Source organism: Bradyrhizobium sp. UNPA324, from assembly GCF_006658635.1.
GTDB lineage: Bacteria > Pseudomonadota > Alphaproteobacteria > Rhizobiales > Xanthobacteraceae > Bradyrhizobium > Bradyrhizobium nanningense.
On record NZ_LFJD01000004.1, the window covers coordinates 3,330,671 to 3,352,475 of the forward strand.

At 65.5% G+C, this 21,805-nt stretch carries 23 protein-coding genes; 13 read left to right on the forward strand and 10 right to left on the reverse strand.

Annotated elements, in window-relative coordinates; genetic code table 11:
- Window positions 1-37 precede the first annotated feature (37 nt).
- Window positions 38-808, reverse strand: coding sequence for an exodeoxyribonuclease III (locus tag UNPA324_RS16090; RefSeq protein WP_141935117.1), 771 nt, complete (start codon window positions 806-808; stop codon window positions 38-40).
- A 40-nt stretch (window positions 809-848) separates the two neighbouring features.
- On the opposite strand from UNPA324_RS16090, the gene UNPA324_RS16095 reads away from it, so the two are divergent.
- Window positions 849-1,070, forward strand: coding sequence for a cysteine rich repeat-containing protein (locus UNPA324_RS16095; protein WP_128917566.1), 222 nt, complete (start codon window positions 849-851; stop codon window positions 1,068-1,070).
- A 164-nt stretch (window positions 1,071-1,234) separates the two neighbouring features.
- Here UNPA324_RS16095 and alr read toward each other — a convergent pair whose 3' ends face one another.
- From alr to UNPA324_RS16120, 4 genes are all read right to left on the reverse strand, one after another.
- Window positions 1,235-2,512 carry an alanine racemase gene (alr, locus tag UNPA324_RS16100; RefSeq protein WP_181769665.1) on the reverse strand — a complete coding sequence of 426 codons (1,278 nt, stop codon included), beginning with the start codon at window positions 2,510-2,512 and terminating at the stop codon, window positions 1,235-1,237.
- A gap of 46 nt (window positions 2,513-2,558) precedes the next feature.
- Complete coding sequence (locus tag UNPA324_RS16105; protein WP_128917564.1) at window positions 2,559-4,067, reverse strand: replicative DNA helicase; 1,509 nt, start codon at window positions 4,065-4,067, stop codon at window positions 2,559-2,561.
- Between the two features lie 119 nt (window positions 4,068-4,186).
- Window positions 4,187-4,477 (reverse strand): hypothetical protein, encoded by a 291-nt coding sequence (locus UNPA324_RS16110; RefSeq protein ID WP_141935119.1) that lies wholly within the window; start codon window positions 4,475-4,477, stop codon window positions 4,187-4,189.
- Between the two features lie 350 nt (window positions 4,478-4,827).
- Window positions 4,828-6,078 (reverse strand): cyclopropane fatty acid synthase, encoded by a 1,251-nt coding sequence (locus UNPA324_RS16120; protein ID WP_164935996.1) that lies wholly within the window; start codon window positions 6,076-6,078, stop codon window positions 4,828-4,830.
- A 278-nt stretch (window positions 6,079-6,356) separates the two neighbouring features.
- On the opposite strand from UNPA324_RS16120, the gene UNPA324_RS16125 reads away from it, so the two are divergent.
- From UNPA324_RS16125 to UNPA324_RS16135, 3 genes are all read left to right on the forward strand, one after another.
- Complete coding sequence (locus tag UNPA324_RS16125) at window positions 6,357-7,325, forward strand: hypothetical protein (protein WP_181769412.1); 969 nt, start codon at window positions 6,357-6,359, stop codon at window positions 7,323-7,325.
- A 107-nt stretch (window positions 7,326-7,432) separates the two neighbouring features.
- Entirely contained in the window at window positions 7,433-8,029 is a 597-nt protein-coding gene (locus tag UNPA324_RS16130) for a TetR/AcrR family transcriptional regulator (protein ID WP_141935121.1), read from the forward strand.
- An 11-nt stretch (window positions 8,030-8,040) separates the two neighbouring features.
- Entirely contained in the window at window positions 8,041-8,508 is a 468-nt protein-coding gene (locus tag UNPA324_RS16135) for a PaaI family thioesterase (protein ID WP_128948008.1), read from the forward strand.
- A gap of 133 nt (window positions 8,509-8,641) precedes the next feature.
- Here the strand turns inward: UNPA324_RS16135 and rplI are convergent, their stop codons facing one another.
- The 4 genes from rplI to rpsF form a co-directional block, all read right to left on the reverse strand.
- Window positions 8,642-9,241, reverse strand: a complete 600-nt coding sequence (rplI, locus tag UNPA324_RS16140; RefSeq protein WP_128917558.1) for a 50S ribosomal protein L9 — start codon at window positions 9,239-9,241, stop codon at window positions 8,642-8,644.
- A gap of 50 nt (window positions 9,242-9,291) precedes the next feature.
- The gene (locus tag UNPA324_RS16145) at window positions 9,292-10,269 is read right to left on the reverse strand and encodes a hypothetical protein (RefSeq protein ID WP_141935122.1); all 978 of its coding nucleotides are present in this window, start codon (window positions 10,267-10,269) and stop codon (window positions 9,292-9,294) included.
- A 131-nt stretch (window positions 10,270-10,400) separates the two neighbouring features.
- Window positions 10,401-10,640, reverse strand: coding sequence for a 30S ribosomal protein S18 (gene rpsR, locus UNPA324_RS16150; RefSeq protein ID WP_007592020.1), 240 nt, complete (start codon window positions 10,638-10,640; stop codon window positions 10,401-10,403).
- Window positions 10,641-10,645: 5 nt separating this feature from the next.
- On the reverse strand, window positions 10,646-11,149 hold the full coding sequence (gene rpsF / locus UNPA324_RS16155) for a 30S ribosomal protein S6 (RefSeq protein ID WP_128917556.1): 504 nt from the start codon (window positions 11,147-11,149) through the stop codon (window positions 10,646-10,648).
- A gap of 336 nt (window positions 11,150-11,485) precedes the next feature.
- On the opposite strand from rpsF, the gene UNPA324_RS16160 reads away from it, so the two are divergent.
- From UNPA324_RS16160 to gmk, 9 genes are all read left to right on the forward strand, one after another.
- Window positions 11,486-12,190 carry a TetR/AcrR family transcriptional regulator C-terminal domain-containing protein gene (locus tag UNPA324_RS16160; RefSeq protein WP_141935123.1) on the forward strand — a complete coding sequence of 235 codons (705 nt, stop codon included), beginning with the start codon at window positions 11,486-11,488 and terminating at the stop codon, window positions 12,188-12,190.
- A gap of 3 nt (window positions 12,191-12,193) precedes the next feature.
- The gene (locus UNPA324_RS16165; RefSeq protein WP_141935124.1) at window positions 12,194-13,219 is read left to right on the forward strand and encodes a fatty acid desaturase family protein; all 1,026 of its coding nucleotides are present in this window, start codon (window positions 12,194-12,196) and stop codon (window positions 13,217-13,219) included.
- Window positions 13,220-13,393: 174 nt separating this feature from the next.
- The gene (gene fabD, locus UNPA324_RS16170) at window positions 13,394-14,353 is read left to right on the forward strand and encodes an ACP S-malonyltransferase (RefSeq protein ID WP_128917553.1); all 960 of its coding nucleotides are present in this window, start codon (window positions 13,394-13,396) and stop codon (window positions 14,351-14,353) included.
- 10 nt (window positions 14,354-14,363) lie between these two features.
- Entirely contained in the window at window positions 14,364-15,101 is a 738-nt protein-coding gene (gene fabG, locus UNPA324_RS16175; protein WP_126258275.1) for a 3-oxoacyl-[acyl-carrier-protein] reductase, read from the forward strand.
- A gap of 313 nt (window positions 15,102-15,414) precedes the next feature.
- Entirely contained in the window at window positions 15,415-15,654 is a 240-nt protein-coding gene (locus UNPA324_RS16180) for an acyl carrier protein (RefSeq protein WP_008130699.1), read from the forward strand.
- Window positions 15,655-15,762: 108 nt separating this feature from the next.
- Complete coding sequence (fabF, locus tag UNPA324_RS16185; protein WP_128917552.1) at window positions 15,763-17,028, forward strand: beta-ketoacyl-ACP synthase II; 1,266 nt, start codon at window positions 15,763-15,765, stop codon at window positions 17,026-17,028.
- Window positions 17,029-17,151: 123 nt separating this feature from the next.
- Window positions 17,152-18,426: an endolytic transglycosylase MltG gene (gene mltG, locus UNPA324_RS16190; protein WP_128917551.1), complete on the forward strand. Its 1,275-nt coding sequence runs from the start codon at window positions 17,152-17,154 to the stop codon at window positions 18,424-18,426.
- 114 nt (window positions 18,427-18,540) lie between these two features.
- Entirely contained in the window at window positions 18,541-19,428 is an 888-nt protein-coding gene (locus UNPA324_RS16195; protein WP_128917550.1) for a YicC/YloC family endoribonuclease, read from the forward strand.
- 3 nt (window positions 19,429-19,431) lie between these two features.
- Entirely contained in the window at window positions 19,432-20,091 is a 660-nt protein-coding gene (gene gmk, locus UNPA324_RS16200; RefSeq protein WP_141935125.1) for a guanylate kinase, read from the forward strand.
- Here gmk and UNPA324_RS16205 read toward each other — a convergent pair.
- Entirely contained in the window at window positions 20,024-21,226 is a 1,203-nt protein-coding gene (locus tag UNPA324_RS16205) for a hypothetical protein (RefSeq protein WP_141935126.1), read from the reverse strand. The genes gmk and UNPA324_RS16205 overlap by 68 nt on opposite strands.
- Window positions 21,227-21,805: the final 579 nt, after the last annotated feature.

Here is a 21,805-nt window from a genome sequence, read left to right on the forward strand (position 1 = left end):
CGCTCCGCTTTGCTCACCTACGGCACCGTCATCGTGGCTATTTCAAAACCACCCATGCCGGCGCGTGATCGCTCGCACCGTCCTCGCCGCGCACGTCTCTGTCGACACCAGCCTTCGCCAACCGTGAGGCAAGGGCAGGGCTGAGCAGGAGATGATCGAGCCTGAGGCCCGCATCGCGCGGCCAGCGGTTCCGCTTGTAGTCCCAGAACGTGTAGATGCGCCGCTCCGGATGCTGCTCGCGGATCGCATCGCACCAGCCCTGTGAGACCAGCGAGGCAAATGCCGCGCGGCTCTTGGGCTGGACCAGCGCATCCTTGTCCCATGAGCGCGTCGGATAGATGTCGATCTCCGTTGGCGCGACGTTGTAGTCGCCGGCAAGCACGACGGGCAGATCCTGCTTGATGAAAGTATTGGCGTGGCGCTTGAGGCGCGCGAACCAGTCCAGCTTGTAGTCGAATTTCGGACCCGGCTGCGGATTGCCGTTCGGCAGATAGATGCTGGTGACGATGATGCCGCGCACGGCGGCCTCGATGTAGCGGGCTTCGTGATCGCCAGGTCTTCCGGGCAAGCGGTCGCGGGTCAGGATCGGCGTAGCCTTGCGTGCGAGGATGGCGACCCCGTTCCAGGTCTTTTGTCCGCGCCACACCGCGCCATAGTCGGCCTTTTCGATCGCGGCCGCCGGAAATTCGCCATCACTTGCCTTCAATTCTTGAAGCGCGACGACATCGGGCTTCGCCGTGCGCAGCCACGCCAAGAGATTGGGCAGGCGGCGGTTGATGTTGTTGATGTTGAATGTCGCGATCTTCATGTAGAGCTACCGGCTCCTGCCTTCCGTACCCGGAGATACAATGTCCAAGTTGAACTTTGCCGTCATCGTCGTCGCCGTCGCGCTCTCCGGGCTCGCGTCGGCACAATCGTCCGACCCGCGCGGTGCCTGCAAGGCAGACTACGACAAATTCTGCGCCGGCATCGCGCCCGGTGGCGGCCGAGTCGTCGCCTGCCTCACCGACAAGCGCGATCAGCTCAGCGCGACCTGCAAAGAGGCGCTGGACAACAGGAAGAAGAAGTAAGCGATCCCTTCCGTGTCCCGGACTTAGTGCGAGCCGGGACCCAGAAGGGCAACACGGTCAGAATGTAACGAGATGGGCCCCGGCTCTGCAGCGCACCGCGTGCTGGACGATGCTTCGCATCGCCAGGGGCGCACTGCGCTGCGTCCGGGGCACGTGCGCGACGTCTAGCCCGGCAGCGGCGGCGGGGCGGCGGGCTGCTCGAGTGGTGGCGGCGAGGGCGGCTGCGTGGCGTTCGACGCGGGCTCCGGCTTCGCCAGCGGCTCCTCCACATTGCCGCCCTTGTAGAGTCGCGCGTAGCGGTGGCCGAGGCTGGTCAGCACTTCATAGCCGATGGTGCCGAAATGATGTGCGAGCTCGTCGACGGTGATGCCCTCGCCGAGCAGCGTCACCATATGGCCACGCCGCGCCGCATTTGGCGGCAGATCGGTGATGTCGATCGCGATGAGGTCCATAGAGATGCGTCCCGCGACCGGACAGCGCTTGCCGGCGACGATGACTTCGGCGCCGCGGGTGCCGTCATTGGAGCTGGCGGCGCGGAAATAGCCGTCGGCATAACCGACCGCGATGATCGCGAGTTTCGTCGGCCGCCGTGCGGTCCAGGTGCCGCCATAACCGACGCTCTCGCCGCGCTCGATGGTGCGGGTCTGCACGATGCGCGCCTTGAGGTCGACCACCTGCTGCATCGGATTGTCGGCCTCCGGCGTCGGGTTGACGCCGTAGAGCGCAGCCCCCGGCCGCACCAGGTCGAACTGGAAGGGCGCGCCCAGGAAGATGCCGGAGGAATTGGCGAGCGCGGCCGGCACGCCGGAGAATTCGCTGGCGATGCTGCGGAAGGCGGCGAGCTGCCTGGCGTTCACCGGGCTGTTGAGCTGCTCGGCCGAGACCAGATGGCTCATCACCAGGGTGATGCCGTGATCGCCGGCGTTGATGCGGGGAATGATGGCCTGCGCTTCTGCAAGCGTGAGGCCAAGCCGGTTCATGCCGGTGTCGATGTGAACCGCCGCGCCGCCGGTCCAGCCGGTGCGACGGCAGAACACGTCCCATTCGGCAAGCTCGTTGAGGTCGCCGATCACCGGGCGGCAATTGATCTTGGCGTAGTGCTCGCCGGTGTTCTGGAAATAGCCGCCGAGCACGTAGATCGTGGGCTCCGGGACGGCCGCGCGCACCTTGCGCGCTTCCTCGATGGTGGCGACGAAAAAGGTCTTGCAGCCGGCCTTGTTCAGCGCACGCGCGATCTGCTCGGCACCGCAGCCATAGGCGTCGGCCTTGATCACCGCCGAGCATTCGGCCGGCACCGCCGTCTTCTCGAGCTTGCGCCAGTTGGCGATGATGGCGTCGAGATCGACGGTCAGCACGCCGCCATAAGCGGCGAGCGCGGCAGCCTGATTGGCCTCCGCGGAGAGAAGGCCGGATTGCGGGTTCATTTTCGGATCGGACGCCATTGTCATGGCGCCGTTTTACGCAAGAGGCAGATATTGTTCAAGGAACTCAGTAGTCGTTGCCACTGCGCGCGGGGAGCTGACTGTCAGGCGCGAGGTCGCCGAACCGCGTGACTGAGGCTTCGAACGCCAAATCGACGGTGCCGGTCGGGCCGTGGCGCTGCTTGCCGATGATGACCTCGGCCTTTCCATGCGCAAGACTCATGTCAAGCTGCCACTTCTCGTGTTCAGGCGTGCCTGGGCGCGGCTCCTTCATCGCGAGGTAATATTCCTCGCGGTAAACGAACAGCACGACGTCGGCGTCCTGCTCGATTGATCCGGATTCACGCAAGTCGGAGAGCTGCGGCCGCTTGTCGTCGCGCGATTCCACCTGGCGCGAGAGCTGCGACAGCGCGATCACGGGAACGTTGAGCTCCTTGGCCAGCGCCTTCAGGCTCGTCGTGATCTCAGTGATTTCCTGCACGCGATTGTCGCTTCGCTTGCCCGAGCCCGAGAGCAGCTGGATGTAGTCGATCACGAGGAGATCGAGGCCCTTCTGGCGCTTCAGCCGGCGCGCCCGCGCCATCAGCTGCGCGATCGACAGGCCGCCGGTGGCGTCGACGTAGAAGGGCAGCGACTGCAGCTCGATCGAGACCTCCCGGATCTTCTCGAAATCGGCTTCCGAGATGCCGCCGCGGCGGATTTGGGAGGAGGGGACGCCGGTGCGTTCGGCGACGATACGCGTGGCGAGCTGGTCGGCCGACATTTCACAGGAGAAGAAGCCGATGACGCCGCCATTGGCGGCCTTCATGGTGCCGTCGGCCTGGAGCTCCGGCACATAGGCCTGGGCGACGTTGTAGGCGATGTTGGTCGCCAGCGAGGTCTTGCCCATGCCGGGACGGCCCGCGACGATGATGAGGTCGGAGTGCTGCAGGCCACCCATCTTGGTGTCGAGGTCGCGCATGCCCGTCGAGATGCCGGACAGCTTGCCGTCGCGCTGGAACGCCTTGGCCGCGAGATCGACCGCGACTGCCAGTGCCTGCGAGAATTTCTGGAAGCCGCCGTCATAGCGGCCGGATTCGGCGAGTTCGTAAAGCTTGCGCTCGGCGTCCTCGATCTGCGCCCGGGGCTGGAAGTCGACCGGAGCGTCATAGGCGACATTGACCATGTCTTCGCCGATGCCGATCAGGTCGCGCCTAAGCGACAGGTCGTAGACGGTGCGGCCGTAATCCTGAGCGTTGATGATGGTGGTCGCTTCGGCGGCGAGCCGCGCAAGATATTGCCCGATGGTCATGCCGCCGACATCGGTGTCGGCGGGCAGGAACGTCTTCAGCGTGACGGGCGTCGCGATCTTGCCCATCCGGATCAGGCTGCCGGCGGTCTCGAAGATGGTCTGGTGCAGCGGCTCGAAGAAATGCTTCGCCTCCAGGAAGTCGGAGACGCGGTAGAAGGCATCGTTGTTGACCAGGATCGCGCCCAGAAGGCTCTGTTCCGCCTCGATATTATGCGGAGCGCTCCGATAGGCGGGAGTTCCGGCGTCGGGTGCGAGTTTGAGAACGTTCGAATCAGTCAGGGCCATGGTCGGACGTGCTTAGCAATTTTCTTGGGCGGATGCGGGGCCGGGATAAAGCGCCGCCGCAGGTCAAAGCGGAAGCGAAAGCTGACCGCTATCAACCGCTCAGTTAAAATGGTGGATGATTAGCAGTCGCAGCACGCGCCGCGCTTGACGGATTTTCGCGGAACCCGCTCCGGCCCGGATGCGGCCGCGCCATGGAAAGATCCTGAAATCATGAACTTTATGGATTGGCGTGCAGACCTAATCAAGAAGCGCGCGAAAAGGCGCACGCCGGCGCGCTTCCGGCTCGGGTTCAGACCAGCAGGAAGGTAGACCAGCGCAACCAGAGCCGCCCCGACGCCGGTAATGATCAGGGCGTAATCAGTGCGGAGGTCGTCCTGCACGTCGAATGAGGTTCGGGTCTCTTTGCTCATGGCGACGGTCTAAGCCAGGCCCGACCGGACTTATGTGAACTGGATCACATCCTCCCGGATTCTTTCGGGGCTATGAGCGGAACAGGCGGACGGGCAGGGAATTGTCTCCCACGGCCCGCCAACAGGGAACGAGGCAAGCGATGCGGCCAGAACGGCAGCACCAGATTTGGCGAAGCGAGGCAGGTAGCCGGCTTTGGCTGTCGGGACTGATTGCGGCCATGGAGCACGCTGAACGACCCGAAGTGCGTTGCCAGCCTGTCGCTCCCGAAATCCTACGTGAACTGCGGGCGCAACTGGCGTTAACGGCCCTCGTCCGGTGCCCCCCGATTTCGACCCTGCGTCACTAGAACCTATTCACCAGCCAATTTGAGCCTCGGCCTGGCCACGCCTTCGTGAGCGCGCAGCCGGGCTTCTTCGCGCGGCAAGTAGTCGCGGGTCATCGGCACCTCGCCCTGGCGGCGCGTGAGCTGGATCTGGAAGTTCATCATGGCTTGCTTGCGGAACGTCATCTCGCAGGCCGCCAGATAGAATTCCCACATCAGCGCGAAGCGCTCGTCGTAGAGCTGTACGGCCTCCTCACGCCGCGCCATGAAACGTTCCCGCCAGGCTTTCAGCGTTTCCGCGTAGTGCAGGCGCAGGATCTCGATATCGCAGACCAGGAGGCCGGCGCGCTCGATCGCCGGCAGCACCTCCGATAAGGCCGGGATGTAGCCGCCGGGGAAGATGTATTTGGCGATCCAGGGGTTGGTCGAATCCGGGCCCTGCGAACGGCCGATCGAATGCAGCAGCATGATGCCGTTTTCGCTGAGCAGCTCGGCGCAGCGCTGGAAGTAGGTGTCGTAGAAGCGGGCGCCGACATGCTCGAACATGCCGACCGAGACGATGCGGTCGAACGGGCCGGCGACGTCGCGATAGTCCTGAAGCAGGAATCGGGCCGAGCCGGTCAGGCCCTTTTCGGCCGCGCGCGCATTGGCGATCTGCAACTGCTCGGTCGACAGCGTCACGCCCGTGACATCGGCGCCCGTGGTCTCGGCGAGATAGAGCCCGAGCCCGCCCCAGCCGGAGCCGATGTCGAGTACGCGCTGGCCGGGCTTGATGAGCAGTTTGGCGGCGATGTGCCGTTTCTTGGCAAGCTGCGCGTCGTCGAGCGTGCTTTCCGGCGTCTCGAAATAGGCGCAGCTGTATTGCTTGTCGGCGTCCAGGAAGAGCGAATAGAGCCGGGCGTCGAGATCATAATGATGCGCGACGTTCTGGCGGGAGCGCGAGCGCGGATTGAACTGTTTCAGGTGCCGCGTCAGATAGCGCAGATGCCACCAGGGTTTGGCCCATTGCGGCAATAGGTCGGGTTGATCGAGCAGGATAGCGAGGGCATCGGCGATGGTGCCGCGTTCGACGATGAACTCGCCGTCCATATAGGCCTCGCCAAGCCCGAGCTCGGGATTGACGAGGATCTTCCGCTCCGCCTCTGCGGTGCCGAAGCGCACCGCGACCGGCTCGCCGGTGCCGTCGCCGACGGTGAACTTCGATCCACTGGAGCCGGTCACCGTCATCGACCCGCGGCGGATGAATTGAGACAGGAATCTACGTAACAAACGGTCCATCGACATTTCCTCTCGAGCGAACCCGAAAGATGCGACTAACCCGGCCTTCACATCTGACGCCCAGGCGCCGCAGCGGTTCCTATGCGCTTGCATCTAAATCTAGGGTGCGGGGGCGGGTTGCGCTATTGCGCTGAGTTCACAGCCGATATTCGAAAAGCGCTTAATCACATCCTTGCGCTTGGAGGCTGCTTCCATTCGCGGCCCAATCGGATAAAAGGTGACCCGCCGCCGCGCCGGAGGCCGGCGGCACCCCTCGGAATTCAATGGAGATGATGGGAATGTCGAGCCGAGCGCTCAGCCTCGCGACGGTACTGCTTCTGATCGGCTTCGGCGCGACCGATACCGTCCTTGCGCAGGCGACGAACCTCGAGGCCGGCAAAACCCCGTCTCAGATTTTCGCGCAGACCTGCAACGCGTGCCACAAGAGCCCGCGCGGGCTTCTGAAGTCCGTCGCGCCGGGCTCGCTGCCGGGCTTCCTGCGCCAGCACTACACCACGAGCTCGGACATGGCGGGCATTCTCGCCTCCTATCTCGTCTCCAACGGCGCCACCGACGCCCGCTTCCAGGCCAAGGACGGCAAGGACAAGAAGGACGGCGCCAGGGACAAGGAAGCCAACACCGCTCCGGGGCAGGCGGGCGAGCATCAGGGCCGCCGCCCGCGCGCCCAGGACGCCGCCAGGCCGGAGGGCGAGGCTGCTGCTCCGGCGCCCGAGGGCGCCCGCCAGAAGCGTGCGGCGCGGCCGGCCGAGGACGGCTCGAAGCCCGAGGGCCAGGCTGCGCCCGAGGGACGCAAGGGCAAGCGCCGCGGCAAGCCCGCCGCCGGAGAGACGCCGAAGCTCGACGCCGCTGCGCCAGCCACTGAAGAGAAGAGCGAGCCCAAGCCCGAGACCAAGCCGGAGACCAGGCCCGACGCAGCCAAGGTCGAGCCCAGCCGCGACGAGGCCAAGCCCGACAGCAGCAAGGCGTCCGAGAAACCAGTCGAGATCAAGCCTGACAGCGCCAAGGTCGAATCCCGCGGCAGCGAGACTCCGGCTCTGCGGCCAGATCCGGTCCCGGCGGTAACGCCGGCTGCACCGGCCGCGAAGCCTGCCGAGCCCAAACCGGCGGAAGAGGCTGCTCCCAAGCCCGCCGCGCCGGCTGCCAGCTCTGAACCGGCGGCCAAGCCGCAGGAGCCGGCACCGCCCGCGACCGCCGCGGCCCCGCCAGCCGAGTCCTCCGGGCCTCCAGCGCCGCCGATCTCGCGCTAAGCCAGCTCGTTTTCGATCGAGATGCGGAGGCCGCGCTCGTCGCGGCCTCCGCACTGTATTGACCAGGATTGGAGCTTTACTCTAGAGTAATACTCTAGGAGGCGTCGATGACGACGAGCGTGCGAGACGACCTGTTGGCGGCCGGGCTGATCGTGTTCGACCGCGTCGGCTTCGAAGCTGCGACGGTGGCCGCGATCCGCAGCCGGGCGCGCGCCTCCAATGGCAGCTTCTTCCACGCCTTCGGCTCGAAGAAGGAGCTTGCCGGTGCGCTGTTCCTGGAGGTCTTGCGGCACTACCACGCCGCGGTGCTGGTCGCGCTCCATCCCGCCCCGGGTGCCGAGCAGGGAATCGATCGCTTGATCAGGGCACATCTAGGCTGGGTCGTGACCAGCCGTCGCGAGGCGCGCTACCTCTTCGAGATTTCGCGCAGCGAGTGGGGCGAGGACGTTCGCGACGCCCAGCGCGCACAGAATGCGCGGCTCACTGAAGGCATCGAGCGCTGGCGCGCGCCGCTGGTTGCAAACGGCGAGCTCTTGGCGATGACGCCGGCGATGTTCGTCAGCCAGCTCATCGGTCCGGCGCAGATTTTCTGCCGCGCCTTCCTGTCGGGACGGGACCGCGCCGATCCGCGCGTCGAGGCCGACACGCTGATCGCCTGCGCCATCCGTGCGCTACGGCCGCCCGATCGCATCAACAAGCAATAAGGAGAGACTGCATGCGCGCCGAAGCAGACCCCGAATTCGCAGCCGTTGCCGAGCGCATTCATGCCAATGTCGGCCGGCAGGGCTTCATGAACCTGGTCGGTGCCGAGCTTTCGGAATTGTCGCGCGGCACCTGCACGATTGCCGTGGATCGCCGGCCGGAGCTGTTGCAGCAGCATGGCTTCTTCCACGGCGGCGTGACCGCCTTTCTGGTCGACAACGCCACGACGATCGCAGCCGCCACCTCGCGCGGCCAACCGGCGCTGACGGCGGAATACAAGCTCAACCTGTTGTCGCCCGCGGTCGGCGAGAAGCTGATCTGCCGCGCCCGGGTGATCAAGCCGGGCCGCCAGGTCTCGGTGGTTGCGGCCGACGTGTTCTGCGTCAGCGACGGTGTCGAGAAGCATACGGCAACGGCGCTGGCCTCGATCGCGATGTTGAGCGAGGACGTTGCCGCGAAAACGAAAAGCCCGGCCGCCTGAGGCGACCGAGCCTTTTTGTTGGTCATTCCGGGGCGATGCGAAGCATCGAACCCGAAATCTCGAGATTCCCCGGTGCACAATTGCGCACCTGTGGTCTGGTCCTTCGGACCATCCCGGAATGACAATGTTGGAGTTACTTCTCTTCCGCGGCCGCCGCCGGCTCGACCTCGTCGTGCTCGGCTTCCGGATCGAAGAACTCGCCGGCGGCGGCGATCGCCTCGGCGGCCGCGTCGCGGTCCTCGTTGCGGGTCGAGATGTCCTCGCCGCGGTTGATCCGCTCGGCCTCGTCCTGGCTGCGGGCGACCGTGACGGTGATCTCGACCTCGACCTCGGGGTGAACGGCAACGATGACCGTGTGCTTGCCGATGGTCTTGATCGGCGCGTCGAGCTGCACCTGCGGACGGTCGAGGTGGACGCCGTCGGCTTCGAACGCCATGACGATGTCGCGCACCGTGACCGAGCCGAACAGCTGGCCGGCTTCCGAGGCCTGGCGGATCACGATGATGTTCTTGTCCTTGATCTTCTCGGCGACCTTGGACGCCTCACCCTTGGCCTGGAGGTTGCGGGCCTCGAGCTCGGCCTTCATGCCGTCATACTTGGAACGGTTGTCGGCGGTGGCGCGCAGCGCCTTGCCGCGCTTGAGCAGGAAATTGCGGGCGTAGCCGTCGCGAACCTTCACGACTTCGCCCATCTGGCCGAGCTTGTTGACGCGTTCCAGCAAAATGACTTCCATATTCGTTCTCCTTTTGAAGTGCTCTCTTGGTTTCGGTTTCGGGGTTGAACTCAAGGGGTCGGCAGCGGCGGCGGTTGCCGGCTGCGCAGGAAACGTTCGCGGAAGCCGAACACGGCGTCCGCAAGGCCGAGGATCACCATCGCGATCACGGGCCATCCGAACACGACCACGACGGCGTAGGTCGAGCCGAGCCAGAACGTGCGGCTCTTCATCGCCAGCGTGAGGGTGTGCAGCACGGCGAAGCCGGTCAGCGCATAGCCCATCATCAGCGCCGCCGCGGCGATCTGAGCGACGATCGCGAGCAGCCCGCCGGTGAAGCAGAAGGCGAGCGCGATGCAGAGCGCCACCAGCGTCATCGGCGGCAGCTCGGCCGTCATCATGTCCGGCCACGGGCGCCGCAGCCGGCCCGACGTCGCCGTGATCTTGGCGCTGAGCCAGAGGTTGAGGGTCAGCGTCATCATCGCGATGATGGTGGCCCCGGCCGGTGCGATGCGCACCAGCGCGTCGACGAACTGACCGGCTTCGCCGGAGCCTTGCGGGTCGGTGGCCCGGAGGAGGCGCATCAGGCCGCGCCGCAGCGTGCCGAGGATGGTGTCGGCGTCGGTCCCGAGCGTGAGCAGGGCGGCGATCGTGGTCAGCGCGGCGAAGCCGGCGAGCCATAGCAGGATGCGGCCGACCGGAAACCATTCGAGCTCAGGCTCGGCGGGCGGTTCGGTGGCGTCGTCCAGCGCGCCAGGTCCGACGGGACGGCTGAGCAGCACGAGATGGCCGAGCCACCATGCGGGAAGGGCGACAGTGACGGCGAACGCGATGCAATAGGGCAGGCCGAACAGGGCGCCGAGGCCGATCGCAGCAGCGATGCCGCCGAGGCTGGCGCAAAGCGGTCCCCAGCCGATCGCGGCGACCATCAGCGGCAGCGGTGCGAGATAGAACAGGACGAGCGAGATCAGCGCGCCCGAAATGATCGAGGCGAACATCAGGGCCGACGCAGCGCCGGCGATCAGGGCGATCAGCACAAATGGCATCATCAGCTGTCCCGCTCCCTTCGAGCGGTTAGAGGCATTTCGCCCCAACCATCGGCGACCGGACGACCCGGAAGCCTTATGAGTTCGAAAAAGTTGCGACCGGCGGCTCGAGGCCGCCGGCCGAATTGGTCATCTTAGCGAATGACGTAGGGCAGCAGGCCCAGGAACCGCGCGCGCTTGATGGCGCGGGCGAGCTCACGCTGCTTCTTCGCGGACACCGCCGTGATGCGGCTCGGCACGATCTTGCCGCGCTCGGAGACGTAACGCATCAAGAGCTTGGAGTCCTTGTAGTCGATCTTCGGAGCGTTGGCGCCCGTGAACGGGCAGCTCTTGCGACGACGAAAAAACGGGCGGCGTGCACCAGCTTCAGCCATTGTTCTTACTCCCCATCCGTCGTCGTGGTTTCAGCTTCGTCGCGCGGACGGCGCGGGCCGCGATCACCGCGGAAGCCACCACCGTCGCGATCGCCACCACGGAAACCGCCTTCGCGGTCGCCACGGAAGCCGCCGCCTTCACGATCGCGGAAGCCGCCGCCACGATCGTCACGCTCGCGGTCGCGGTCGGCCTTGCGCATCATCGCGGACGGGCCTTCCTCGAGCTCCTCGACGCGGACGCTGAGGTAGCGGATCACGTCTTCGCTGATGCGTTCCTGGCGCTCGATCTCGGCGATCGCCGCGGACGGCGCGTCGATGTTGAGCAGCACGAAGTGCGCCTTGCGGTTCTTGTTCATACGGTAGGTGAGGGAGCGCACGCCCCAATTCTCGGTCTTGGTGACCTTGCCGCCGAGACCCTCGACGATGCCGGTCATCTGCGCAGTCAGCTCTTCGACCTGCTGCGTGCTCGCGTCCTGACGCGCGAGAAAAACATGCTCATAAAGAGCCATGGTGGTCCTTTCCTCATGTTGGCGCATCGCCCGGCGTCAAGCCCTTAAGAGGCCTTCGGAAAGGACTCTGGGATTAAGCTCAGAAGGCGGAAACACGGGACGACGGGCCGACTGGCCCTGCCACACCAAAATCACGAAGGATTTGCTGAGACCGTCCGTTCAGCTCCCGGCCGGGGTCTGCGGATGCGCGCCTTATACGGATTTTGGCTGACTTGGCAAGGTTTGAACGCCTCGCTTCTGGCGAAACGGTGCTGGTCGGCTCGCCAAACCCACCCTCGCATACCGGCTTGATTTATTTGTTTGTATGCCATACAAATAACGGGTCGGGAGGTACTGATGACGGGTGAATCGATTCAGGCTCCGTTCGAGACTTCGACTGGCGACCCCAAGCACACCGCGCGCGCCACACGGTCGGCCGGCCGCAAGATGCGCTCCTTGCTGCTGGATGCGGCAAGTCCGCTGTTCCGGGAGCGGGGGCTGTCGGGCACGGCGATCACCGACATCGCGGCCGCAGCGGACGCATTCCCGAGCCAGATCACTTATTACTTCCGCACCAAGGAGGCGCTGTTCGTCGAATGCGCCTGCCGCGACCTCTTGTATCTGGCACGTGCGACCGAGCAGGCGGCGCTGAAGGCGCGGACGCCACGGGAATACACCCATGCGCTGGCGCAGACCGTGACGGCGAGCGATTCCGTCGCTTTCTTCGCCGAAGCGCTGACATTGACGCGGCGCCGGCAGGATCTGGCGCCGCTCGTCGAGCGCACGATCGAGCGTCTGCACGGAGAAGGCGCGCGCGCCTATGCGAGCCAGGTGGCGCGGCACGGCTGGCGCTCGCTGCGCGCGCCCGACGAAAGCTCGCGGCGGTTCTGGGCCGTCGCCGTCGGCGTCATCCTCGAAGGCTACGCCATGGGCCGCTCGCCCGAGGAGCTCTGCGCCGAGATGCTACGCGTGCTTGGCGAGCAGGCGAAATCCACCGACATGGCGCGCCTGCGCCTTGTCGATGAGCGTGACGCAACGACCACTCCGGATGAGGAGAGTTAGGCCATGACCGCGCTTCGCATGCGTGCCCGCGATTTCCTGACCGACGATCAGCTTGCCGACGTGCGCCAGCGTGTGACCTGGAAAGGCGTTGCGCTGATCGCGCACGCCTGGGCGCTGATCGTTGGCGCGATTGCTCTGGTCGCGTGGTGGCCCAATCCGGTCACCTATGTCCTCGCTGTCGCGATCATCGGCTCGCGCCAGCTGGGCCTTGCGATCCTGATGCATGACGGCGCGCATGGCTGCCTGTCCGCCGACGAGAAAATCAATCTGACCCTGAGCCAATGGTTATGCGCCTATCCGTTGTTTGCGGAGACGCGCAGCTACCGGCGTTACCACCTTCAGCATCATGCGCGCACCCAGCAGGAGGACGATCCCGATCTCGTGCTGTCGGCGCCGTTTCCGATCACCAAGCTGAGCTATCGCCGCAAGTTCATTCGCGACATTACCGGACAGACCGGCTACCAGCAGCGCAAGGCGCAACTGCTTAACGCGCTCGGCTCGAAGGACTGGCCATGGCGTCAGCGCCTGGCGCATTTCTGGGACAAGCTCGGTCCGCAATGCATGGTCAATGCCGTGATGTTCGCCGCGTGCGCGGCGGCCGGCGTATGGTGGGCCTATCCGCTGTTATGGCTGGTGCCGCTCCTGACCTGGATGATGGTCATCACCCGTATCCGTAATATCGCCGAGCATGCCGTCGTCCCCGACAGCAGCGATCCCTTGCGCAATACCCGCACCACGCATGCCAATTTTCTCGAGCGCCTGTTCATCGCGCCGTACTACGTGAACTATCACCTTGAGCATCATCTGCTGTTCTACGTGCCCTGCTACAATTTGCCGAAGGTGCATCGGCTGCTGAGCGCAAGCCGGCATGCGGGCCGCATGGAAGTGCAGCCGGGCTATGCCGCGGTGCTGCGGCTGGCGACGGCGAAGCCCGACCGGGACGATCGGCCGGGTCGCTTGGTGAACAGCGCGCGCCGTGCGCAGGCCGGGGCGAAGGTCGATGGCAATCAGACCGCTGGCGGGTTTTGAAGCGGCGTATCCCCAATTGAATGCCGGCCGGGGTTCCCATCTCGGCTTGACAGTCCCGCCCCGGACAGTGTCTACGGCCCCCTTTGGAGCGTGATCCGGAACCATGGCCCAAGGCCGCGCGTAATCGGCTGCCGGTTCTTAAGAGGGATCGTGCCCGACAAGCAGGGAGCGCCGATGACGGCAGCATTCACATTTCCGGGGCAGGGGTCCCAGGCGGTTGGCATGGGCAAGGCTCTGGCCGACGCGTTTCCGGTGGCGCGCGCCGTGTTCGACGAGGTCGATGCCGCGCTTTCCGAGAAGCTGACGGCCATCATCTGGGATGGCCCGGCCGAAACCCTTCAGCTCACCGAAAACGCCCAGCCGGCGCTGATGGCGGTGTCTATCGCCACCCTGCGCGTGCTGGAGGCCGAGGCCGGTTTTTCCGTGGGACGAGACGCGGCCTTCGTCGCCGGCCACTCGCTCGGTGAATATTCGGCGCTGGCTGCGGCCGGCAGCCTGACGGTTTCGGATACCGCCCGTCTGCTTCGCACCCGCGGTCTCGCAATGCAAAAGGCCGTGCCGGTCGGCGCCGGCGCGATGGCCGCTCTGCTTGGTCTGGACTACGAGGCTGCCATGGCGGTCGCCAATGAAGCGGCGCAGGGGCAGGTCTGCCAGGCCGCCAACGACAATGGCGGCGGTCAGGTGGTCGTCTCAGGCGACAAGGCCGCCGTCGATCGCGCCGTCGAGATCGCCAAGACCAAGGGCGCCAAGCGCGCGATGCTGCTGCCGGTGTCCGCCCCGTTCCATTGCAAGCTGATGCAGCCCGCGGCCGACGCCATGGCGCAGGCGCTCTCGAAAGTCACGATCAAGGCGCCGGCCGCGCCGCTGGTGTCGAACGTGCTGGCGAGCGCCATCACCGACCCCGACGAGATTCGCCGCCGCCTGGTCGAGCAGGTCACGGGAACGGTGCGTTGGCGCGAGTCGGTTGCCTATATGGCAGGGCAGGGCGTCACCCGTTTCTTCGAGATCGGCGCCGGCAAGGTGCTGACCGGTCTCGTCAAGCGCATTGCGGACGGCGCCGTCGGGGTTGCGGTCGGCGGTCCCAATGACATTGCCGCCGCCAAGGATGCCTTGGCCGCCGCGAAGCAGGGTTGAGGAGTTATCGATGTTCGATCTGACTGGCAAAAAGGCGCTCGTCACCGGCGCCACCGGCGGCATCGGCGGCGCGATTGCGCAGGCGCTGCACGCGCAGGGCGCGACCGTTGCGATCTCCGGAACGCGCAAGGAGGTGCTGGACGAGCTTGCCGGCAAGCTTGGCGAACGCGTCTTTGTGTTGCCCTGCAATCTCTCCAAGGCCGACGAGGTCGAAGCGCTGGTGCCGGCTGCGGAAGCGGCAATGGGCCAGGTCGACATCCTCATCGCCAATGCCGGCATCACCCGCGACAATCTCTTCGTGCAGCTCCGTGACGAGGACTGGGAGGAGGTCATCAACGTCAATCTGACCGCGACCTTCCGCCTCGCGCGTGCCGCGACCAAGCTGATGATGCGCAAGCGCTTCGGCCGCATCATCGCCATCACCTCGGTGGTCGGCGTCACCGGCAATCCCGGACAGGGCAACTACACCGCCTCGAAGGCGGGCCTGATCGGCATGATCAAGACGCTAGGGGCCGAATACGCCAAGCGCGGCGTGACCGCGAACTGCATCGCGCCGGGCTTCATCAAGACGCCGATGACCGACGCGCTCAACGACAAGCAGCGCGAAACGATTCTGACCAAGGTTCCGGCTGCCCGTCTGGGGACGCCCGAGGACATCGCGGCGGCGGCCGTGTACCTGAGTTCGAACGAAGCAGCCTACGTCACCGGCCAGACCATCCACGTCAACGGCGGCATGGCCATGATCTGAGGCCTTCGTTCCGCACTGCCCACATCGGCGGCGCGGGATGCGGCAAACGGCCGTTTCCGGAGCGAAATGAGGCTTGTAGTCAAGGCAATTGAAGTGTGATAACCGGACCTTCAACGGATGGGCAAAGAACGCCATTGCAGGTTTTTGAAACCCTGTATATTGGCGATGCGGAGCCTTGGCCGTCGTTCGCCGGGCCCTGTATCGGTTAGATGGGGCCAAATCAAAGTTCGTAAGCGAAGGCAAGTAACACGACCACGACGGCTCGTATCGTCCCGGGGGGTCGGGTCTACAGGGAACAACACGAGGTTAAGCAATGAGTGACATTGGCGAGCGGGTTAAGAAGATCGTGGTCGAACACCTTGGTGTTGAACCCGAGAAGGTTGTCGACGCTGCGAGCTTCATCGACGACCTCGGCGCCGACAGTCTGGACACCGTCGAGCTGGTGATGGCGTTCGAAGAGGAATTCGGTTGCGAGATTCCGGACGACGCCGCGGAAACGATTCTCACCGTCGGCGATGCCACGAAGTTTCTCGAGAAGAACGCGAAGAGCTAAGGCTCTTCATTTTCGCGGGGACAACATTGAAACCGGACGGGCCGCTTCGCAGCGGTCAGCCGGTTTCTTGTTATTGGCCGTGAGTCTTTCGATGCGGAGTTTTCGGATATGAGGCGGGTTGTCGTCACTGGTCTCGGCATGGTGTCGCCGCTCGGCTGCGGCGTCGAACCGACCTGGAAACGCATCCTCAACGGCGAAAGCGGCGCGCGCCGGATCGAGAGCTTCGATGTCTCCGATCTTCAGACAAAATACGCCTGCACCGTCGTGCGCGGCGACGGCACGAACGACACCTTCAATCCCGACAAGTGGATGGAGCCGAAGGACCAGCGCAAGGTCGACGACTTCATCATCTTCGGCATGGCCGCGGCGGGCCAGGCGCTCGACGATGCCAACTGGCACCCCGAGTCCGAAGAGGACAAGTGCGCGACCGGAACCATGATCGGATCCGGCATCGGCGGCCTCAGCGGCATCGCCGACACCGCGATCCTCCTGAAGGAGCGCGGACCGCGCCGGGTGTCGCCGTTCTTCATTCCCGGCCGGCTGATCAATCTTGCCTCCGGCTACGTCTCGATCGCGCACGGCCTGAAGGGACCGAACCATTCGGTGGTCACGGCCTGCTCGACCGGCGCGCATGCGGTCGGCGATGCCGCCCGCCTGATCGCGCTGGGTGATGCTGACGTGATGGTCGCAGGCGGCGCCGAGTCGCCGATCAGCCGCATCGGTATCGCCGGCTTCAACGCCGCGCGCGCGCTCTCGACCGGCTTCAACGACACGCCCGAGAAGGCCTCGCGTCCCTACGACAAGGACCGCGACGGCTTCGTGATGGGCGAGGGCGCCGGCGTCCTCGTGCTGGAAGAGCTCGAGCACGCCAGGCGCCGCGGCGCGAAGATCTATGCCGAGGTGATCGGCTATGGTCTTTCGGGCGATGCCTATCACATTACCTCGCCCTCGCCCGACGGCGATGGCGGCTTCCGCAGCATGTCGGCGGCGCTGAAGCGCGCTGGCCTCACCGCGTCCGATCTCGACTACATCAACGCGCACGGCACCTCGACACCGCTCGGTGACGAGATCGAGCTCAGCGCCGTCGAGCGTCTGCTCGGCAATGCCGCCTCCAAGGTCGCGATGTCATCTACGAAATCGTCGACGGGTCATCTGCTCGGCGCGGCCGGTGCGATCGAAGCGATCTTCGCCATCCTCGCGATTCGGGATAATGTCGTGCCGCCGACCATCAACCTCGACAATCCGTCGGTGCAGACCGCGATCGACCTCGTGCCGCACATTGCCAAGAAGCGTGAGGTCAATGTCGCCTTGTCGAACTCGTTTGGTTTTGGCGGTACCAATGCGTCGGTGATCGTCCGGCGCTTGGCCAATTAGTTTGCGTTTGAAACGAATCCACCGTTTTGCCGTATTCGGCGATAGTCATGGAAGTGGGCGTGCATTTGGCTCGGCAAGCGATTGTCGGGCCGCTATTGAACCGGCAGGATTCAGGTTGCTTCTATGAGTGAAAGGCCGCCCATTTCGCCCCGGAGCCCACGGGCAGCACTCGAGCCCGAGCAGCTCCCGCCGCCGCCGAAGCGATCGGACCGTGCGCGCAATCCCTTCGTGGTCGTCGGCAACGCCATCATCACCCTTCTGCTGATCGCCATGCTCGGCGCCGGCGGCATCTATTATTACGGCCGGCAGGTGCTCGAGGCGCCCGGGCCGCTCAAGGACGACAAGATCGTCAACATCCCGCAGCGCGCGGGCAAGCGCGACATCGCCGAGACTCTGAATCGGGAAGGCGTGACCGACGTCAATCCCTGGGTGTTCATCGCCAGTGTCGCCGCGCTGAAGGCGAGTTCGGACCTCAAGCCGGGTGAATATGCGTTCCAGAAGAACGCTTCGCTCCGCGACGTCATCGCCACCATCGTCGAGGGCAAGGTGGTACAGCACGCCGTCACGATTCCGGAAGGCCTGACCTCCGAGCAGATCGTGGCGCGCCTGTCCGATAACGACATCTTCACCGGCAGCGTGCGCGAGCTGCCGCGTGAGGGTACGCTGCTGCCGGAGACCTACAAATTCCCGCGCGGCACGCCGCGCGAACAGGTGATCCAGCGCATGCAGCAGGCGCACAAGCGCGTGCTCGCCGAGATCTGGGAGCGCCGCAGTCAGGACATCCCGGTCAAGACGGCAGAGCAGCTGGTGACGCTGGCCTCGATCGTGGAAAAGGAGACCGGCAAGCCCGACGAGCGCAGCCGCGTCGCCGCGGTGTTCGTCAATCGCCTGAAGCAGCGGATCAAGCTGCAGTCCGATCCGACCATCATCTATGGTCTCGTCGGCGGCAAGGGCACGCTGGGCCGCCCGATCAAGCGCAGCGAGATCACGCAGCCTTCGCCGTACAACACCTATGTGATCGAGGGCCTGCCGCCGGGCCCGATCTCCAACCCCGGCCGTGCCTCGCTGGAGGCCGCCGCCAATCCGGCCCGCACCCGCGACCTCTATTTCGTCGCCGACGGCACCGGCGGGCACGCCTTTACCGAGACCTACGACGCGCATCAGAAGAACGTCGCCAAGCTGCGCGCGATGGAAAAGCAGATCCAGAACGACACGGTCGAGCCGGCCGAGGATGCGCCGCCGCCGGCTGCCGCCGCGCCCGGGGCCGCCGATACGCCGACCGCGACCACGCCGGCGCGGCCCAACCAGCAGAAAAAGCCGCCGGCGGCACGCCCCGCGGCTCCGCCACCTGCGCGGCAGGGCGCGGTGCAGCCCTCGCCGCCGGTGGTCCAGCGCTAGTGCGTTGCAGACCTGCCTGCGGGACTTTGCGGATTCCACTTTCCTGCAAAATAGTCTTAAGATTCGCGTGGCTTGATGCCTCGCGAATCCCGTGTTTCTGGAGAACTTGACCTGATGGCGCTGTCGTCCATGACCGGCTTTGCTCGAAGCCACGGCGCAAGCGGGCCGTACACGTTCGAATGGGAATTGAAGTCGGTCAACGCCAAAGGCTTTGACCTCAGGGTGCGGCTGCCGCAGGGCTTCGACGAGCTCGAGGCGCACGCCAAGAAGCGCGCCGGGGAGCTTTTGTCGCGCGGCACGGTCTACGCCAATCTCACCGTCAAGCGCGCCAACGCTGCCGCAACGGTTCGCGTCAACGAGGACGTGCTCAACGCCGTCCTGAAGGCCGCCGCCATGATCGCCGGCAAGGTCGACGCGGTTGCCCCGAGCATCGACGGCCTGCTCGCGATCAAGGGTGTGGTCGAGGTCGCCGAGCCCGAGGGTGACGAGGAGGAGGACAAGGCGGCGCGCGCTGCTGCCGCCGCGGCCTTCGACAAGGCGCTCGACGAGCTCGTTGCGATGCGCAAGCGCGAGGGCACGTCGCTCGGGCAGATCCTGACGCAGCGCGTCGACGAGATCGAGCAGCTGGCCAGGAGGGCGGAAGCCGCGCCCGGCCGCAAGCCGGAGGCGATCAAGGCCCGGCTCGCCGAGCAGATCGCTGCATTGCTCGACACCTCCGACCGCTTCGATTCCGACCGCCTGATGCAGGAGGCGATCCTGATCGCGACCAAGGCCGACATCCGCGAGGAGCTCGACCGCATCGCATCCCACATCGCGCAGGCGCGTGAGCTGATCGGCAAGGGCGGCCCGATCGGCCGCAAGCTCGATTTCCTGGCGCAGGAGTTTCACCGCGAGGTCAACACCTGCTGCTCGAAGTCGAACGACATCGAGCTGACCAATACGGGGCTGGCCATGAAAAACGTGGTCGAGCAGTTCCGCGAGCAGGTCCAGAATCTGGAGTGATCGATGACGGCGGGCGGTCACGGAACTGACGGTGTCGAGCGGCGCGGACTGATGTTCGTGCTGTCCTCGCCCTCGGGCGCGGGCAAGACGACGCTGTCGCGTCTGTTGATCGAGCGGATGTCCGGCCTGAAAATGTCGGTCTCGGCGACCACGCGGCCGATGCGGCCGGGCGAGGTCAACGGCAAGGACTACACGTTCGTCGACAAGCTCACGTTCGACGCGATGGTGAAAGCCGACGAGCTGCTGGAATGGGCGACGGTGTTCGACAACAGCTACGGCACGCCGCGTGGCCCCGTCGAGGCGGCGCTGTCAGCGGGCCAGGATGTGCTGTTCGACATCGACTGGCAGGGCACGCAGCAATTGAAGCAGAAGGCGCGCGCCGACGTCGTCAGCGTCTTCATCCTGCCGCCCTCGGCGGCCGATCTCGAAAAGCGCCTGCATTCGCGCGCGCAGGATTCCGACCAGGTGATCCGCAAGCGGATGAGCCGCGCCAGCCACGAGATGAGCCACTGGGCCGAGTACGACTACATCGTCATCAACCACGATGTCGATGAGGCCTTCGCCGAGGTGCAGTCGATCCTGAAGGCCGAGCGCCTCAAGCGCGAGCGGCGGATTGGCCTCGTTGGTTTCGTGCGAGGTTTACAAGGGCAGCTTCAGGGCTAGGCTCTCGCAGCCGCGGCCCTTGCTTCGCCAGCCGTTCCAGCATCGCGGTGATCACGTCGACGTCGACGGCATCCTCGGTCTGCACATCTTCAGCGCGATCGATCTCGTCGCGAGCAGCGGGCTTTTTGTCATCGATCTCCTTGGCCGCGAGGCGTAGGGGCGATGGCCCGATCTCGAACTCGCCGTTGAATATGTCGGCCTTGTCGAGCTCTGCGGCCTTGTTGCGAATGGAGGAGGATTGGGCCGCGATAATGCCGATCTCCTTGGTGAATGCGGCGAGTTGCGCGGTCTGCGGCCGTGCCTCGTCGAAGTCGACCGGCCTCGGCTGCGGGCGCGGCGTGACGGCCGGCGTCGCACCGAGCCAGGGCGCGCGGCTTCCGGCATGGTCTTGCGGCGCCCAATCGTCCCAATGCCCGCGGCGGTCGGCGGCCCGGACGCGGACGCGTCCGCCGGCGAAGCGGTAGATGAGGCTGGCGAGGATCCCTGCGAGCGCCAGCGCGCCGCCGATCACGAGCAGCAGCATCTGCACCGAGCCGGCGGGCTTGTCGGTCGTGCCCTCTGCTGCGGCGGGCGGGAGTGGGGCAGGGGATTTCGACGGCTTTGCGTTCGGCTGCGCGGCTGCTGCGACCACGGTCGGCGCGGGCTGCGGCGCTGGCGCGGCGGATGCGGTGGAGACATCGGGCCACGCCGTGGCGGCGGCAGGTTGCTGCGCGCTGCTATCAACCTGGTCCGCAGGTTGCTGTGCCGGCGTTGTTGCGGCCGGCGTGATTGCGTTCGGCTCCTTGGGAGTTGCTCCCCTGCGCGGACCCACATATTCGGCGCGCGCGTCCTGCACGGTCTGCTGCGGCGAAGCTGTTGAATCCGGTGGCGTGTCCGCCGTGGCCTGCACGGCCTTAGCGCCGTCTTTGTCTCCGGCGGCCCGGAGATACCAGCACTGCCGTTTGGTCGTGCGTTCGAGGCGATAATGCCAGTGCTGCCCCTGCGGCGCGGCGCCCTTCGGCGAGGCCAGGCAGTCGGCGGCCGCGTTGGCGGTGCTCGATGCGCTCGGCGCGTTCTGCGACACGGCGGCCAGTGGCGCGCCGGCAATGATGCTGCCGACCAGCGCGGATACGAATTTTGCGGTGCGGTTGCCCATCCTGGTCTCCCGGTTACGCGTGACGCAACTCTAACCAGCCCTTTGTCATCAAAGACTTGGGTGGCAATGAGCCGCAAATCCGGAGAGGATGTGGCTTGAATCGGGCCTGCGGGATGTTTGTTCCGCAGTGAGGAGGGTGTTTTCGTGGCGCTCTGGCTAGGCGGAGAGTTGGGTTCCGAAGAAGCTTCCGCATGAGGGTTCCGACGTCCTTGCGCCGATGATCTGACCGGGCAGCGGCCGCGGCCGTGCAGTCTCGCGGCGCGTTCCGCCCGAGCTTTGCAGCTTCGTTTGCGCCCGATGAAGCCAAAGGGCGCAGGGAAGGCCGGGTGCCGGCGGCACCCGCAAGTCCGTGCGCGACAAGAGTTGCACACGGGGTGGACCACAGGTGATGCCGGCTCCCGGCCTTCCCTGCGCGGATGGTTTTAACGGTGTCCTTCGTGCTCTCCTCGGGGAGCGATGCACTATTGCCCCCGTCGCCTTTGCGGATGATCGATGCGCGCACCCGGTCGGGCCGCCGCACCACCGCTGAGACTTGACGCACAGACCCCGGGCGTCAGGACCACACGACCTGTCGCCTCA

Coding starts and splice junctions, on each gene's coding strand:
- UNPA324_RS16090 (WP_141935117.1), bottom strand. CDS start 808: ATGAAGATCGCGACATTCAACATCAACAACATCAACCGCCGCCTGCCC.
- UNPA324_RS16095 (WP_128917566.1), top strand. CDS start 849: ATGTCCAAGTTGAACTTTGCCGTCATCGTCGTCGCCGTCGCGCTCTCC.
- alr (WP_181769665.1), bottom strand. CDS start 2,512: ATGGCGTCCGATCCGAAAATGAACCCGCAATCCGGCCTTCTCTCCGCG.
- UNPA324_RS16105 (WP_128917564.1), bottom strand. CDS start 4,067: ATGGCCCTGACTGATTCGAACGTTCTCAAACTCGCACCCGACGCCGGA.
- UNPA324_RS16110 (WP_141935119.1), bottom strand. CDS start 4,477: ATGAGCAAAGAGACCCGAACCTCATTCGACGTGCAGGACGACCTCCGC.
- UNPA324_RS16120 (WP_164935996.1), bottom strand. CDS start 6,078: ATGGACCGTTTGTTACGTAGATTCCTGTCTCAATTCATCCGCCGCGGG.
- UNPA324_RS16125 (WP_181769412.1), top strand. CDS start 6,357: ATGTCGAGCCGAGCGCTCAGCCTCGCGACGGTACTGCTTCTGATCGGC.
- UNPA324_RS16130 (WP_141935121.1), top strand. CDS start 7,433: ATGACGACGAGCGTGCGAGACGACCTGTTGGCGGCCGGGCTGATCGTG.
- UNPA324_RS16135 (WP_128948008.1), top strand. CDS start 8,041: ATGCGCGCCGAAGCAGACCCCGAATTCGCAGCCGTTGCCGAGCGCATT.
- rplI (WP_128917558.1), bottom strand. CDS start 9,241: ATGGAAGTCATTTTGCTGGAACGCGTCAACAAGCTCGGCCAGATGGGC.
- UNPA324_RS16145 (WP_141935122.1), bottom strand. CDS start 10,269: ATGATGCCATTTGTGCTGATCGCCCTGATCGCCGGCGCTGCGTCGGCC.
- rpsR (WP_007592020.1), bottom strand. CDS start 10,640: ATGGCTGAAGCTGGTGCACGCCGCCCGTTTTTTCGTCGTCGCAAGAGC.
- rpsF (WP_128917556.1), bottom strand. CDS start 11,149: ATGGCTCTTTATGAGCATGTTTTTCTCGCGCGTCAGGACGCGAGCACG.
- UNPA324_RS16160 (WP_141935123.1), top strand. CDS start 11,486: ATGACGGGTGAATCGATTCAGGCTCCGTTCGAGACTTCGACTGGCGAC.
- UNPA324_RS16165 (WP_141935124.1), top strand. CDS start 12,194: ATGACCGCGCTTCGCATGCGTGCCCGCGATTTCCTGACCGACGATCAG.
- fabD (WP_128917553.1), top strand. CDS start 13,394: ATGACGGCAGCATTCACATTTCCGGGGCAGGGGTCCCAGGCGGTTGGC.
- fabG (WP_126258275.1), top strand. CDS start 14,364: ATGTTCGATCTGACTGGCAAAAAGGCGCTCGTCACCGGCGCCACCGGC.
- UNPA324_RS16180 (WP_008130699.1), top strand. CDS start 15,415: ATGAGTGACATTGGCGAGCGGGTTAAGAAGATCGTGGTCGAACACCTT.
- fabF (WP_128917552.1), top strand. CDS start 15,763: ATGAGGCGGGTTGTCGTCACTGGTCTCGGCATGGTGTCGCCGCTCGGC.
- mltG (WP_128917551.1), top strand. CDS start 17,152: ATGAGTGAAAGGCCGCCCATTTCGCCCCGGAGCCCACGGGCAGCACTC.
- UNPA324_RS16195 (WP_128917550.1), top strand. CDS start 18,541: ATGGCGCTGTCGTCCATGACCGGCTTTGCTCGAAGCCACGGCGCAAGC.
- gmk (WP_141935125.1), top strand. CDS start 19,432: ATGACGGCGGGCGGTCACGGAACTGACGGTGTCGAGCGGCGCGGACTG.
- UNPA324_RS16205 (WP_141935126.1), bottom strand. CDS start 21,226: ATGGGCAACCGCACCGCAAAATTCGTATCCGCGCTGGTCGGCAGCATC.